Below are 14,625 nucleotides of genomic sequence, written 5' to 3' on the forward strand. Positions count from 1 at the left end.
CGTGTTGCCTTTCCGACAAGCAGGAGCTGAAAGACGTGAGCATCGAGAAGCCCGAGATCGACTTCCCGGGCGGCGAGCCCCCGGCGGACCTCGAGATCAAGGACATCTGGGAGGGCGACGGCGCCGTTGCGCAGGCGGGCCAGACCGTCACCGTCCACTACGTGGGCGTGGCCTTCAGCACCGGTGAGGAGTTCGACGCCAGCTGGAACCGCGGCACCCCGTTCCGCTTCCCGCTGGGCGGCGGCCGCGTCATCAAGGGCTGGGACCAGGGTGTGCAGGGCATGAAGGTCGGCGGCCGCCGCCAGCTGACCATCCCGGCCCACCTCGCCTACGGCAACCAGAGCCCGACGCCGGCGATCAAGCCGGGCGAGACGCTGATCTTCGTCGTCGACCTGCTCGGCGTCTGATCGTCGTCCGAGTTCGTTCGCGGTCGTGCGGGATCGGTTCACGGTTCGGTCGTCGTGCGGCGACCGACCGGACCCGATCACCTGGGGTCCATGCCCGCCCGGGCATGGGCCCTCGGCTTTTGCCGCGCCACTTCGGGGCGGTACGGTCATCGTCGTAAAGGACCATAGGGAGGCGAAGGGCGTCGATGGCCATTGCCAAGGCCGAGCGGCTGATGAACCTGGCGCTGTGTCTGCTCGGGACGCGGCGGCCGCTCAGCAAGCGCGAGCTGCGTGAGTCCATCGAGGCGTACCTGGAGGCCAATTCGGAGGACGCCTTCAGCCGGATGTTCGAGCGCGACAAGGACGATCTGCGCGAACTCGGCCTGGTCATCGAGACCGTGGAGAACCTCGACGGCGAGATCGGCTACCTGGCCCGACGTGACAGCAACCGCCTGCCTCCCGTGACCCTCGACGCCGAGGAGGCCGCCGCCCTGGGCCTGGCCGCCAAGGTCTGGCAGCAGGCCCGGCTCGCCGGTGCGGCCAGCGGAGCCCTGCAGAAGCTGCGCGCGGCCGGTCTGCCCGAGGACTTCGACCCGTACGAGGCCCACGGCGCCCTGGAGCCGCGCATCCCGGTGCACGAGGCCGCGTTCGAGCCGCTGATGCTGGCCTGCCGCGACCGCCGTCCCGTCGTCTTCGACTACCGCAAGGCCACCGCCGCCCGTCCCGAGCCCCGCCATGTGGAGCCGTGGGCCCTGGAGTGCTGGCGCGGCCACTGGTACCTGGCCGGGTTCGACCGTGACCGGGGTGCCGAGCGGGTGTTCAGGCTGTCGCGGATCACCGGCAGGGTCCGCAGCCGCGGGGGCCGGTTCACGGCCGAGATCCCGGACGTCGTCACCGTCCGCGAGACGGTCGCGAGCTGGGCGGGGGAGACCGCCGACCGTTCCGCGCTGATCCGGCTGCGCTCGGGCGCGGGCTACCCCCTTCGGGCGAAGGCCTCCTCGGTGCGGGAACTCGCCGACGGCTGGGACGAGTTGGAGATTCCGTACGGGCACGGGCTGGATGCCTGGCTGGTGGAGTTCGGGCCGGACGTGGTGGTGCTGGAGCCGGCCGAGCTGCGCGCGGACGTGGTGGACCGGCTGCGTGCCGTGGCCAAGGGCTGAGGGGGAGCGGAGCTAAGCAGTGGCAGGCAAACCGGTCAGGCCCGTGAACGCCATCGACCAGACCCGACGGATGCTCTCCCTGGTGACGTATCTCAAGGAGCGCCCCGGGGCCCGGGTCGAGGACGTCGCGCGCGCCTTCGGCATCAGCGAGGACGAGCTGGTCTCCGACCTCGACGTGCTGCCCATGTGCGGCACCAGCTTCCGGGGCGGTGACCTGCTCGACATCGACACCGACGGCGAGCGCATCTGGTGGCACAACCCCGACGACGTCGCCGAGCCGCTGCGGCTGGCCGCCGACGAGGCGACCGCGCTGCTGGTGGCCGCCCGCGCGGTGGCCACGCTGCCCGGGCTGCGCGAGGGCGACCGGCAGGCCCTGCTGCGGGCCACCGCCAAGGTGGAGACGGCGGCGGGCGAGGCGGCCGGCGCCAGCTCCCGCCTGTCGGTGACGTTCGAGTCGGAGGGCGGGGTCTTCGCGGACGTCGACCGGGCCATCTCCGAACGGCGCCGGCTGTGGATCCGCTACTACTCGCCGGCCCGCGACGAGGTCACCGAGCGGGAGATCGACCCCATCCGCCTGGTCAGCGTCGGGCACACCTATGTGGAGGCGTGGTGCCGCCGCTCCGAGGCGCGCCGCACCTTCCGGCTCGACCGGGTCGCCGAGATCAAGATCCTCGACGAGCCGTCCGCGCCGCCCGAGATGGAGCTGCGGGACCTCTCCGAGGCGCTGGTGCAGCCTGCCGCCGAGGACCCGGAGGTCGTCATCGAGGTGGGTCCGGGCGGCCGCTGGGTCGCCGAGTACTACCCGCACGACAGCGCGGATGAGCTTGCGGACGGCGGGCTGCGTATCACTCTGCGGACCCCCGATCCGGCCTCGCTGCGGCGCCTGGCCCTGCGGCTCGGGCGCGACGGCCGGATCGTGTCGCCGCCCGACCTCGCGGACAGCGCGCGCCGGGCGGCCCGTGAGGCGCTGCTGGCGTACGACGGTGTGGGGGCGGTCCACGACGAAGGGCGACAGCCGGATCAGGAGCCGTCCGACGGGCGGGAGTGAGGTCGAGGGAACGCGCCGGTGTCCGGGGGCGGGCGCGCGGTTTTGACGGCTGAGCCCGGCTGCGGTCCCGGCACCGGCCGGGCGCCCCGGAGGCGAACGACCAGGAGAAGGGGAGCGGGAGCTTTGAGCGAGTCGTCGGTGTCTGGTGTGCAGGGGATGTCGGTGGCGGCTGCCTTCGCGGGGATGAGAAGCGTGTCGGCGGTGATGTTCAGGGCGGGCTGCCCGGACTGCCGGGGCAGCTTCGAGCTCACCGCCGGCGCCCTGCGGCTCGCCATCGGCGCCACCAGCCGCAGCACCTTCTACTCCTTCACCTGCCCCGACTGCGGCGCCTCGGTCCGCAAGCCGGCGGGGGAGCGGATCGTCGAACTGCTGACCGGCGGCGGCGTGCGGACCCTGCGGCTGCACACACCGTAGAAAGGTCTAGGGTCGACGTCATGTTCTGGCCGATGTTCGCGGTAGCTGTGGGTTTCCTGGGTCTGGCGGTGCTCGGGGTGTTCGCCGTGCGGGTGTTCCTGGAGGCGCAGCGGCTGGGTCGGCAGGTCAGTGACTCCGCGCGCCGTATCAACCGGGCCGCGGAGGATCTGGAGCGTGCCGCCGTGAGCACCGCACGCGCCGTGGATTCCCTGTGAGGGGCGCTGTGGCGAAGGTGTGAGTCCTGCGCCGCAGGCGTTTTGGGTCACTTCGGCCTGTCACCCGGGCCACACTGGCGGGTACGCTGCTGGTCGCGGACCGGAGAACGAGGCCCGGGCCGCGGACGGGAGTACGCACGGGGATTGCCTCACGTTCACCCCCGAGCGTTACGATCGCTGCCAGCACGATCGATCGGACATGTGTCCGACCGGTCGGACAGCATCCCACCCCCAGCCGCCTCGGTGAGAAGGTAAAGACTTATGTTCGGAAGGCTCGGCGCCCCCGAGATCATTCTCATCCTCGTCGTCGTCATCCTGCTGTTCGGCGCGAAGAAGCTTCCCGACATGGCGCGCTCGCTCGGCAAGTCCGCTCGCATCCTCAAGAGCGAGGCGAAGGCGATGAAGGAAGAGGGCAGCGGCACGGCCACGCCGGCCGGCCCGCCGAACACCGGTGAGCAGCCCCCCGCCCAGCGCACCATCCAGGCCGCCCCCGGCGACGTGACCAGCTCGCGCCCGGTCACCGAGCCGACGGACACCACCAAGGCCTGATGCAGGGCCGGACGCCTCCGGCCCGCCGCACGAGATGAGGACGTGGGTTGCCCAAGTCTGCCCGCAAGCAGGAGAAGGATCCCGAGGGGCGGATGCCCCTTGCGGACCACCTTCGTGAGCTCCGCAACCGGCTCGCGAAGGCGATGCTGGCCATCGTCGTCGTGACGATCGTCGCCGCCTTCTTCTACAACGACATCATCAACTTCCTCACCAAGCCGGTCCTCGACTCGGTCGGGTGCGGGGAGACATTCGAGCAGCTGGCGAAGTCGAAGTCCAGCTCTCACCCGTGCGCACAGATCACCATCAACGGTCTGCTCGCGCCGTTCACGCTGGCCCTTCAGGTCTCCCTGATGGCCGGCGTGGTGTTCGCGTCGCCGATCTGGCTGTACCAGCTCTGGGCCTTCGTCGCGCCGGGTCTGCACCGGCACGAGAGGAAGTACGCCTACGCGTTCGTCGGCACCGGCGCTCCGCTCTTCTTCGCCGGCGCGTTCTTCGCGTACAAGGTGCTGCCGACCACCGCGAAGGTGCTCATCGACTTCACCCCGCACGGCGTGAGCAACCTGCTGCCGCTCGACGACCTGCTGCAGCTCGTCACCCGCATGGTGATCGTTTTCGGCCTCTCCTTCGAGCTCCCGCTGCTGCTGATCATGTTGAACCTCACCGGGGTGCTCAGCGGCCGACGGATGCTCGGCTGGTGGCGCGGCATGATCATGGGCATCACGGTCTTCGCGGCCGTCGCCACGCCCAGTACGGACCCGCTGTCGATGCTGGCGCTCGCCGGGCCGATCTGGGTGCTGTACTTCGGCGCTGTCGCGTTCTCCCTCTTCAACGACCGCCGCAAGCGTCGCCGCGAGGCGGCCGGTCCCGCCGACGACGAGGCCTCCGACCTCGACCTCACCCCCGAGGACATCGGCGAGGTGGAGGTCGTCTCCGCCAGCCGGAGCCTGCCCGAGCAGGCGAGCACGGACCGGGTCAACGGGTACGACGACGTGACCTGAGCGATCGTCCACACGGCACGAGAGGTGCCCGGGTCCTGCGGGACCCGGGCACCTCTCGGTGTTTGACGACCGGGGTTCCGGATAATGATCGTCCTGTTGTCAGTGGGGCCCGGTACGCTCGAAAGCACGATGACAGAGGACCTCTCACCGGCCGAGCGGTATGCGGCTGCCCGTAGGCGCGCTGCCGAGCAGGCCACCGCGCTCGCCTCCTTCCGCGAGATGTACGACTTCGGCCTGGACCCCTTCCAGATCGAGGCCTGCCAGGCACTCGAATCGGGCAAGGGGGTGCTGGTCGCCGCGCCCACCGGCTCGGGCAAGACGATCGTGGGCGAGTTCGCCGTCCACCTGGCCCTGCTGCAGGGCAAGAAGTGCTTCTACACGACACCCATCAAGGCGCTGTCGAACCAGAAGTACGCCGACCTCTGCCGCCGCTACGGGGCGGCCAAGGTCGGCCTGCTCACCGGCGACAACAGCGTCAACTCCGAGGCGCCGGTGGTCGTGATGACCACCGAGGTGCTGCGGAACATGCTGTACGCGGGCTCGCAGACCCTCCTCGGGCTCGGATACGTGGTCATGGACGAGGTGCACTACCTCTCCGACCGCTTCCGGGGAGCGGTGTGGGAAGAGGTGATCATCCACCTTCCCGAGTCCGTGACCCTGGTGTCCCTCTCGGCGACCGTCTCCAACGCGGAGGAGTTCGGCGACTGGCTCGACACCGTCCGAGGCGACACCGAGGTGATCGTCTCCGAGCACCGGCCCGTGCCGCTGTTCCAGCACGTGCTCGCCGGCCGGCGGATGTACGACCTGTTCGAGGAGGGCGAGGGCAGCAAGAAGGCCGTCAACCCCGACCTCACCCGGCTCGCGCGGATGGAGGCCAGCCGGCCGTCGTACCAGGACCGCAGGCGCGGGCGCGCCATGCGCGAGGCCGACCGGGAGCGGGAGCGGCGACAGCGGTCCCGGGTGTGGACACCCGGGCGGCCCGAGGTCATCGAGCGGCTCGACGCCGAGGGCCTGCTGCCCGCCATCACCTTCATCTTCAGCCGCGCCGCCTGCGAGGCCGCCGTACAGCAGTGCCTGTACGCGGGACTGCGGCTGAACGACGAGGAGGCCCGGGAGCGGGTGCGGGCGCTCGTGGAGGAGCGCACGGCGTCCATTCCCTCCGAGGACCTCCATGTCCTGGGCTACTACGAGTGGCTGGAGGGCCTCGAGCGCGGTATCGCGGCCCATCACGCGGGCATGCTGCCGACGTTCAAGGAGGTCGTCGAGGAGCTGTTCGTACGCGGCCTGGTGAAGGCCGTGTTCGCGACGGAGACGCTCGCCCTCGGCATCAACATGCCGGCCCGCTCGGTGGTGTTGGAGAAGCTCGTCAAGTGGAACGGCGAACAGCACGCCGACATCACGCCGGGCGAGTACACCCAGCTGACGGGTCGTGCGGGGCGGCGCGGCATCGACGTCGAGGGACATGCCGTGGTGCTGTGGCAGCGCGGGATGAGCCCCGAGCATCTGGCGGGACTCGCGGGCACGCGTACGTATCCGCTGCGCTCCAGCTTCAAGCCGTCGTACAACATGGCCGTCAACCTCGTGGAGCAGTTCGGGCGGCACCGCTCGCGCGAGCTGCTGGAGACGTCCTTCGCGCAGTTCCAGGCCGACAAGTCGGTCGTCGGGATCTCGCGGCAGGTGCAGCGCAACGAGGAGGGGCTGGAGGGCTACAAGACCTCCATGACCTGCCACCTCGGGGACTTCGAGGAGTACGCGCGGCTGCGCCGAGAGCTCAAGGACCGGGAGACAGAGCTGTCCCGGCAGGGAGCGGCACAGCGGCGCGCGGAGGCCGCGGTGGCGCTGGAGAAGCTCAAGCCGGGTGACGTCATCCACGTGCCGACGGGCAAGTACGCGGGACTGGCACTGGTGCTGGACCCGGGGCTGCCCGCCGGGCGGTCCAACGGGCACCGAGGTTTCGAGCACCACGACGGGCCGCGGCCCCTGGTGCTGACCGCCGAGCGCCAGGTCAAGCGACTGGCCTCCATCGACTTCCCGGTGCCGGTCGAGGCGTTGGAGCGGATGCGGATCCCCAAGTCCTTCAACCCGCGTTCGCCCCAGTCGCGTCGGGACCTGGCGTCCGCGCTGCGCACCAAGGCCGGGCACATTCCGCCGGAGCGGGCCCGCAAGAAGCGGTCGCAGGCGGCCGACGACCGGGAGATCGCACGGTTGCGGACCGCGATCCGGGCCCATCCGTGCCACGGGTGCAGCGACCGTGAGGACCACGCCCGTTGGGCCGAGCGGTATCACCGGCTGCTGCGGGACACCTCGCAGTTGGAGCGGCGGATCGAGGGGCGGACGAACACCATCGCCCGGACCTTCGACCGGATCGTCGCCCTGCTGACCGAGCTGGACTATCTGCGCGCCGACGAGGTCACCGAGCACGGCAGGCGGCTCGCCCGGTTGTACGGCGAGCTGGACCTGCTGGCCAGCGAGTGTCTGCGGGCCGGGGTCTGGGAAGGGCTCGCCCCCGCCGAACTGGCCGCCTGCGTCTCTGCGTTGGTGTACGAGGCGCGGGTCGGCGACGACGCGATGGCGCCGAAGCTGCCGTCCGGCAAGGCCAAGGCCGCGCTGGGCGAGATGGTGCGGATCTGGGGGCGGCTGGACGCTCTGGAGGAGGAGTTCCGGATCACGCAGACCGAGGGGGTCGGGCAGCGGGAGCCGGATCTCGGGTTCGCCTGGGCGGCGTACACGTGGGCCTCGGGCAAGGGGCTGGACGAGGTGCTGCGGGAGGCGGAGATGCCCGCCGGCGACTTCGTACGGTGGTGCAAGCAGGTGATCGACGTGCTCGGGCAGATCTCGGCGGCGGCTCCCGTCTCCGGCGGGGAGGCGTCGTCCACGGTCGCGAAGAACGCCCGCAAGGCCGTCGACCTGCTGCTGCGCGGGGTCGTGGCCTACTCGTCGGTGGGGTGACCGGCACGGCGGCGTGAGGAACACGGTCCCGGCGCGGGGTGCCGGGCCGTGGTCTCACCTCCTGGGGGTGAGGCGCGACCGCACCGGGGTGGGGCTTGATGAACCCGGGACGGGGAAGGGAGCCACGCCATGTCGACACTCGGGCCGGTACAGCTCGTGACCTTCGGGTTCGGTCCCGACGCCAAGTTCGAGGGCCGTGTGCTCGAGGAGCTGGCGGCGCTGGAGGCCAGCGGACAGATCCGCGTCCTGGACGTGCTGTTCCTGCAGAAGCAGACCGACGGCGACGTCGCCGTTCTCGACTACCGGTCCGAGGGCATGGGCGAGACGCTCGCAGCCCTGCTGGGCCTCGGTCCCGGCCTCGCGGAGGCGCCCGGCGCGCCGGAGCCCGCCGTGGCGGGGGAGTACGGCGCCGTGACCAAGCAGTTCGGGTTCACCCCGGACGATCTCAAGACGCTGTCGGAGGAACTGCTGCCGGGAACCGCGGCGGGCTTCCTGCTGCTGGAGCACCTGTGGGCGAAGCAGCTGCTCGAAGCCGTCCGGGAGACCGGAGGCCGGCCCCTCGCGGAGGGCTTCCTGACGGCCGAGGCCTTGGCCCCCGTGGAGGCCGAACTCCGCGCGGCGACGGGGACCACGGACGAATCGACCGACCCGCGGTAGGCCCCCACGGTGACCGGCGCGGTGAGGCAGGCCGTGTCGGTGGGCCCCCACGGTGACCGGCGCCGTGAGGCAGGCCGTGTCGGTCGGCTCACGCGGTCGCCGGTCGGGGGCCGTGGTGGGGGGCGAGGCGGCCCAGGGCGAGTCTTGTCACTCGGGGCCAGTCGGCCGGGCCCGCGGCGGTCGGAACGCCGGGGCGATGGCGTGGCACGACGACTCGCAGCGCGGCCGGCGAGGAGCGGCACACCACGGGGGACGGCAGTGTCACGTACTCTCCGTCGATGCCGACCGCGACGGTGTCGCTGTCCGCCTCGACGACGACCTCCTCGGCGTCCAGCCGCATGACCGAACCGGAGCGCGGGCCGCGTACCAGACGAGCCGCCTGGACGGTGTTGTCCACACGGACGCACAGCACCCCGAGGCGTCCCGAGTCCAGCCGCTGCCGGCGTCCCGGGTGCGCCGAGTCGACCGCCCGGCGGTAGGGGTTGTTGCTGACCAGCAGCGCCTGCAGCCCGTCGGCCCGGGCGGCGTCGGCCCGCATCCGCAGCGTGGCGGCGTCCTTGCCGGCGAGCAGGCCGGGAAGGGTCTGCAGAGCCGTGTGCACCTTGGCATCCCGGTAGGCGGGGTCGGCGACCACGGACGCGTACGTCCCGAAGGAGGCGTTGTTGACGAACACGCGGTCGGCGGCGAACCCGAGGTCCACCCGGATCTCGACGCCGTCGGTCAGGGCCTCGAGCGCCGCCGCGGGATCCTCCCGGTCCAGGCCCAGGTCGAGGGCGAAGTGGTTGCGGGTGCCGGCGGGGATCACGGCGAACGGCACGTCGTGCCGGGCCGCCACCTCGGCGACCAGAGCCTGCGTGCCGTCGCCGCCCGCCACCGCGAGCAGGTCGGCTCCCTCGGCGACGGCCCGGCGCGCGAGGTCCACGACGTCCTGGCCCGCGTCGAGCAGGACCACCTCGGCGCCCGCGGCCCGGGCCTTGTCCACGAGCTGGAACCGGCCCACCTTGCCGCCGCCGGAGCGAGGGTTCATCACGATCCAGGGACGCCGGGGAACCGCGGCCGGCTCCGGCTTCCGAGCACCGTGGGAGGGGGCCAGCGCGGTGTGCGCCGCCATGACGGCCAGCGCCCACAGGGCCAGCGACAGACACGCCGGACCCAGCATCCCGGAGGCCGCGTACAGGGCGAGCACCGTCAGCGGCGCGGTCACCGAAAGCAGCACCCCGAGCACACGCAGGGCCCCGGTGTGGGCCAGCGTCCACCACACACCGACGGCGGCGAGCGCCAGGCCGGCCATGCCGACCAGCAGCCACAGCACGCTGCGCAGACCGGCGAAGACCAGCGGCACGAGAACGCTGCCGAGCAGGGCGAGCAGGGCGACACGCGCCCGGCCGACGCGGCCGGCGGGTGCCTCGGCGGGCCCGCCCGCCGACCGCGTCGTGCTCGTACCCGGGTCGCGGTGTCGTCCCATCGCCCCTCCTCCCCCGACGGGCACGGACGGGTCCCGCCCGTCACGTGCCGTGCCGATGCGAGCCGGGTCGGCTCAGATGTCGTGCCCCGGGTGGTCGAACATCGCGTTGGGGTCGTCGCGCTTGACCACGCACAGGGCCCAGATCACGAAGCCCGAGAACGCGATCATCACGACCGACCAGACCGGGTAGTACGGCAGGGAGAGGAAGTTGCCGAGGATGACGAGCCCGGCGATGGCCACACCGGCGACACGCGCCCAGGTGGCCGACGCGAACAGCCCGAGGCTGACGATCACGGCGACCGCGCCCAGGGCGAGATGGATCCAGCCCCAGCTGGTGAGGCTGAACTGGAACACGTAGTTGGGTGTGTTGACGAAGACGTCGTCCTTGGCGATCGCCATGATGCCCCGGAAGATGTCGAGGATTCCGGCGAGCATCAGCATGACGGCGGCGAAGGCCATCAGTCCCTGGGCCCAGTTCTGCCTTGTCGCGTGGGTCTGTGCGGGGTGGTGGGTGGCGGTCATCGTGGAGACCTCGTTTCGATCGGTCCGGTGCGCTCAGTGCTGGGAGCCGGCGCTCACGCCGGGGCTCGACGTGGCTCCGTGACCGCTGAGCACCATGTCCTTGGCCCTGGCGTATTCCTGGTCGGTGATGTCACCGCGGGCGCGGATCTCGGACAGCCTGGCGAGCTCGTCCACGCTGCTGGATCCGCCGCTTCCGGCGGTCTTGCGGATGTAGGAGTCGAACTCCTGCTGTTGCGCCCTCGCCTGTGCCACCTCACGGCGACCCATGTTCTTCCCGCGGGCGATCACGTAGACGAACACTCCGAGGAAGGGCAGGAGGATGACGAACGCCAGCCAGCCGGCCTTGCCCCAGCCGCTCATGTCGTCGTCGCGGAAGATGTCGACGACGATCCGGAACAGCAGCACGAACCACATGATCCACAGGAAGAACCACAGCATGGACCAGAAGACGCTCAGTAGCGGATAGTCGTACGCGAGGTACGTGCTCATGACTCTCCTCCGTTCCGGGCGTGCGCCCGCATGTCTCTGCGTTTCTCAGCGTGCCCACGGCAAGCGCCCGGCGGCTTCACCCGGTAGGGGTGAGACCTGCGCGCCCCGGTGGTTCATCGGCGTCGGGCGGGGGGCCCGCGGCGGCGAGTACGGCGGTGGCGGACAACACGACCAGGACCAGGACGAGCACCAGGGCCACGGCGCCGACCGTGGGGCGGTTCCACAGGACGAGGGCCAGCGCGCCCGCACCGATGCTCACGCCGACGGTCCAGGACCGGTGCACGGACAGCCAGCGGCCGGTGAGTCCGGTGTGCACCCCGGCGCGGCGCAGCGCCGACCCGGCGGCCGTGGTCCCCCGCCGGAACAGGGCCCGCACGCCCCGGGCCGCCCGGGAGGGGCCGTAGAGGAAGGCGGTCAGTGCCGTGAGCAGGGAGACGACGAGCAGGGTGCGCGTGCTCGCGCGCAGGAACCGGACGAAGGTGTCGAAGATCGCGGCGGCGGCGTCGGGCGGCAGCGTCGCGGAGGGGACGGAGTCGAGGTAGACCCGCCGTACGACGGCCAGGGCGATCAGCAGCAGCACCGCCGTCGCGGCGACGCCGAGGGCGGTGACCATCACCATCACCCGGTGGTGGGGAGCGGTCCACACGGCGAGGACCGCGAGGGCCAGTGTCAGGACGGGCAGCCCGATGCCGAGGACGTTCAGCAGCCGCATGGCGTCCTGGGCCCTGGCGAGCCGGGCGGTCCTGAACAGGGTCACGGTGCGGTCGGTGTCCGGGATGGCGGCGGCCTTGTCGAAGCCCGCGGCGACGAGGCGCCGGCGCACCTGGTCGACGACGACGCCGAGGTCCAGCCGCACCGTGTCGCCGGAGGCGCGCAGCGCGCCCCCGCGCTCGCCGGTCAGCATGTTCAGTACGGCGGTGTGGGCGCGCCGGTTGGCGCCCTCCCAGGCCTGCCGGAAGGCGTCGCTGGTGACCACGCGGCTGACGTTGCGCCGTACCACGGTGTGCACCGCGGAGCCGAGCGGGCCGGTGAGGGCCTGGGCGCCCCGCACGACGGCGGGTGGCGCGCCGTTGTCGGCGAGGTTCTTGGCGAGCGTGTCCGTCACGGCCTTGACGTCCACCTGGGCCACCACCCGGTCGGTGAGCCGGTCGATCACGACGTTCTGCACGGCGGGGTCGGAGGCCAGGGGGGCGACGGTCTGCACGTACCGTCCGGTGTCCGAGACCTGGTCGTGCACCCAGGTCGCGACGAGCGCGAGCGGGGCGAGCAGGAGGGTCAGGGCGAGCAGGAGCGAGGCGCCCGCCTGACGCAGCCGCCGGTGGCGCATGGTCGCGGCTCGGCGCAGCCGCTGGTATTCGGCGTGTTCCGCGGCGGTCACCAGCCGACGGCCGTCGGCGGTCGCTTCGGAACCCGGCGTGCCGGAGGCCGTGGCCGGATCCATGGAACGTCCCTCCCCTTGTGTGTGCGCCCCCCGCGCGGCCTCAGGCGGCCGTGGTGGGCTGCGGGCCGCCGGTGACGCCCGACCTGCGCAGCGCCGCCCGCCAGGCGAAGGCGAGCGCCAGTTCGACCAGGCCGAGCAGGACGAGCCACAGGCCGAGCAGCCGGGTCAGCGCACGCGCCGACTCGGCCGGCAGGGCCAGGACCACCACTCCGGCGAGGATGCCGATCACCGCCGCGCCCAGCACGAAGCCCCGGTGCGGCAGGTCCTCGGCGGTGATCGCCGTGTAGAGGGTGAGGATCCCGGACACGAGCCAGACGACTCCGACGACCAGCGAGAGCGCGGAGATCGTCTGCAGCGGGTTGCGCAGGCACAGCACCCCGGCCAGTACGTACAGCACGGCCATGAGCAGCCCGGCCAGCCGTTCGCCCGCCCCTTGCGCGCCGAACAGGGCCACGAACCGGAACGCCCCGTGCACCAGCAGGTACAGGCCGATGAGGACGGCCAGGACGTGCAGTGTCTCGTCCGGCCAGACCAGTACCAGCACACCCGGCACGAGCGTCGCGATCGCGGAGGCCAGGATCCAGGTCCAGGAACGGCCCAGCTCCTCCAGCGCCCGCGCGGCCCCGTCCGCCTGGCCTGGAACCGCTCCGTCCGGGCTGCGAGCGGCTCCGGTGCGGGGGTTCGGACCGAGGGGAATGGTCATGGCTCCTCCTCGCGCGATCGGGCGGAGCGTCGCCGGACCGCGGCCTAAGGCAGTGCGCGGGGACCTCACGGGGCCAGCGTCCTCCGCACCCGCGGCAGCCGGGTCACCCGTCCCGGGTGATCCGCCGCCACCGCCGTGCCGATGGGCTGGAGGTCTCGGCCATCACGAGACAGCAGGTGGGCGGGGCGTACCGGACCAGGAGGACGAGCCATGACCGTACCCAACTCCTTTACCGCGTCCTTGTCGGCGGCCGAGCGCGCGGAGATCGGCCGCCGTGCCCGGGCCCGTGCGTCGCGTTCGTGCCACGGGTGGTTCGACGGGGGCCCCGACCGCTTCGACCCGGTGGAGGTGATCGAGCGTCAGTCGGCGACCCGCGTCCAGGAGTTGGTGCCGGTGCGCTACGGCCGCATGCTGGAGTCGCCGTTCCGCTTCTACCGCGGCGCGGCTGCGATCATGGCCGCCGACCTGGGGCCCACACCGAACTCGGGGCTTCAGGTGCAGCTGTGCGGGGACGCCCATCTGCTGAACTTCCGGATGCTCGCGTCACCGGAGCGGCATCTGGTCTTCGACATCAACGACTTCGACGAGACCTACCCCGGCCCGTTCGAATGGGACGTCAAGCGTCTGACGAGCAGTTTCGTCACGGCCGGCCGGGAGAACGGCTTCTCCGTCAAGGAGCAGAACCTCGCCGTACTGGCCTGCGCGGCGGCCTACCGCAGGCGGATGCGGGAGTTCGCCGGCATGCGCACCCTCGACATCTGGTACGCCCAAGACGACGTGGAAGGCCTGCGCAAGCTGCTCGCGTCGTCGATGGACAAGGACGTCAGGCGCCGTACCGAACGCGCCGCGGCACAGGCCCGCACCCGCACCAGCATGCAGGCGTTCGAGAAGTTGACCCGCGACACCGCCGACGGCCGCCGGATCACCCCGGACCCACCGCTCATCACCCCCCTCAAGGACCTGCTGTCCTCGTCGACGGGGGACGAGGAGGAGAAGGTGCTCCGGGGCGTGATCGAGGACTACGCGCGCACCCTGCCGTCCGAGCGCAGGCATCTGCTGCGCCACTACCACCTCGTCGACATCGCCCGGAAGGTGGTGGGCGTCGGCAGCGTCGGCACCCGCTGCTGGATCCTGCTCATGCTCGGCAGGGACGACGACGACCCCCTGCTGCTGCAGGCCAAGGAGGCCCAGGAGTCGGTGCTGGCCGCCCACACCGGCGACGCCGGCTTCGACAACCAGGGCCGCCGGGTGGTCTCCGGGCAGCGCCTCATCCAGACGACCAGCGACATCTTCCTGGGCTGGACGCACGTGGTGGGCCTCGACGGCAGGGACCGCGACTTCTACGTACGACAGCTGCGCGACTGGAAGGGCATCGCGCGCCCGGAAACCATGGGGCCGGAGACGCTGAACCTCTTCGCCCAGGTGTGCGGCGCCAGTCTGGCCCGGGCCCACGCCCGCTCCGGCGATCCGATCGCCATCGCCGCCTACCTGGGCGGCAGCGACCGGTTCGACCGCGCGCTCACCGAGTTCGCGCAGTCCTACGCCGACCGCAACGAGAAGGACTTCGAGGCGCTCGGGGCCGCGGTCCGCTCCGGCCGGGTCCTCGCCCGGGACCTGTGAGCGGACGTC

Annotated in this window: 15 protein-coding genes; 10 read left to right on the forward strand and 5 right to left on the reverse strand. The window is 71.6% G+C overall.

Features of this window, described 5'->3' with window-relative positions:
* Positions 1–35: 35 nt before the first annotated feature.
* The 9 genes from ACQF4J_RS36170 to ACQF4J_RS36210 all read left to right on the forward strand — a co-directional run bounded on the left by ACQF4J_RS36170 (position 36) and on the right by ACQF4J_RS36210 (position 8,376).
* Positions 36–407 carry an FKBP-type peptidyl-prolyl cis-trans isomerase gene (locus ACQF4J_RS36170; RefSeq protein WP_142150777.1) on the forward strand — a complete coding sequence of 124 codons (372 nt, stop codon included), beginning with the start codon at positions 36–38 and terminating at the stop codon, positions 405–407.
* A 185-nt stretch (positions 408–592) separates the two neighbouring features.
* Entirely contained in the window at positions 593–1,546 is a 954-nt protein-coding gene (locus ACQF4J_RS36175; RefSeq protein WP_351569056.1) for a helix-turn-helix transcriptional regulator, read from the forward strand.
* A gap of 19 nt (positions 1,547–1,565) precedes the next feature.
* Entirely contained in the window at positions 1,566–2,594 is a 1,029-nt protein-coding gene (locus ACQF4J_RS36180; protein ID WP_351569054.1) for a helix-turn-helix transcriptional regulator, read from the forward strand.
* 123 nt (positions 2,595–2,717) lie between these two features.
* On the forward strand, positions 2,718–3,008 hold the full coding sequence (locus tag ACQF4J_RS36185; protein WP_351569051.1) for a hypothetical protein: 291 nt from the start codon (positions 2,718–2,720) through the stop codon (positions 3,006–3,008).
* 20 nt (positions 3,009–3,028) lie between these two features.
* Positions 3,029–3,223: a hypothetical protein gene (locus ACQF4J_RS36190; RefSeq protein ID WP_142150771.1), complete on the forward strand. Its 195-nt coding sequence runs from the start codon at positions 3,029–3,031 to the stop codon at positions 3,221–3,223.
* Between the two features lie 261 nt (positions 3,224–3,484).
* Positions 3,485–3,772 (forward strand): Sec-independent protein translocase subunit TatA, encoded by a 288-nt coding sequence (gene tatA / locus ACQF4J_RS36195; protein WP_058926343.1) that lies wholly within the window; start codon positions 3,485–3,487, stop codon positions 3,770–3,772.
* 47 nt (positions 3,773–3,819) lie between these two features.
* Positions 3,820–4,770 carry a twin-arginine translocase subunit TatC gene (gene tatC, locus ACQF4J_RS36200; protein WP_351569048.1) on the forward strand — a complete coding sequence of 317 codons (951 nt, stop codon included), beginning with the start codon at positions 3,820–3,822 and terminating at the stop codon, positions 4,768–4,770.
* Positions 4,771–4,854: 84 nt separating this feature from the next.
* A complete protein-coding gene (locus tag ACQF4J_RS36205; RefSeq protein ID WP_351569045.1) occupies positions 4,855–7,719 on the forward strand; it encodes a DEAD/DEAH box helicase in 2,865 nt (954 codons plus the stop codon).
* A 129-nt stretch (positions 7,720–7,848) separates the two neighbouring features.
* Positions 7,849–8,376, forward strand: a complete 528-nt coding sequence (locus tag ACQF4J_RS36210; protein WP_351569042.1) for a DUF1269 domain-containing protein — start codon at positions 7,849–7,851, stop codon at positions 8,374–8,376.
* 88 nt (positions 8,377–8,464) lie between these two features.
* Here ACQF4J_RS36210 and ACQF4J_RS36215 read toward each other — a convergent pair whose 3' ends face one another.
* The 5 genes from ACQF4J_RS36215 to ACQF4J_RS36235 form a co-directional block, all read right to left on the reverse strand.
* The gene (locus ACQF4J_RS36215) at positions 8,465–9,841 is read right to left on the reverse strand and encodes a diacylglycerol kinase family protein (protein ID WP_351802456.1); all 1,377 of its coding nucleotides are present in this window, start codon (positions 9,839–9,841) and stop codon (positions 8,465–8,467) included.
* Positions 9,842–9,913: 72 nt separating this feature from the next.
* The gene (locus tag ACQF4J_RS36220; RefSeq protein ID WP_351569036.1) at positions 9,914–10,363 is read right to left on the reverse strand and encodes a DUF7144 family membrane protein; all 450 of its coding nucleotides are present in this window, start codon (positions 10,361–10,363) and stop codon (positions 9,914–9,916) included.
* A gap of 33 nt (positions 10,364–10,396) precedes the next feature.
* Complete coding sequence (locus ACQF4J_RS36225; RefSeq protein ID WP_351569033.1) at positions 10,397–10,852, reverse strand: SHOCT domain-containing protein; 456 nt, start codon at positions 10,850–10,852, stop codon at positions 10,397–10,399.
* A gap of 76 nt (positions 10,853–10,928) precedes the next feature.
* Complete coding sequence (locus ACQF4J_RS36230; protein WP_427167708.1) at positions 10,929–12,293, reverse strand: hypothetical protein; 1,365 nt, start codon at positions 12,291–12,293, stop codon at positions 10,929–10,931.
* 40 nt (positions 12,294–12,333) lie between these two features.
* Positions 12,334–12,996, reverse strand: coding sequence for an HdeD family acid-resistance protein (locus ACQF4J_RS36235; RefSeq protein ID WP_351569021.1), 663 nt, complete (start codon positions 12,994–12,996; stop codon positions 12,334–12,336).
* 210 nt (positions 12,997–13,206) lie between these two features.
* On the opposite strand from ACQF4J_RS36235, the gene ACQF4J_RS36240 reads away from it, so the two are divergent.
* On the forward strand, positions 13,207–14,616 hold the full coding sequence (locus ACQF4J_RS36240) for a DUF2252 domain-containing protein (protein WP_351569018.1): 1,410 nt from the start codon (positions 13,207–13,209) through the stop codon (positions 14,614–14,616).
* The last annotated feature ends 9 nt before the right edge of the window (positions 14,617–14,625 follow it).

It is taken from the genome of Streptomyces sp. C1-1, from assembly GCF_050214755.1.
Classification (GTDB): domain Bacteria; phylum Actinomycetota; class Actinomycetes; order Streptomycetales; family Streptomycetaceae; genus Streptomyces.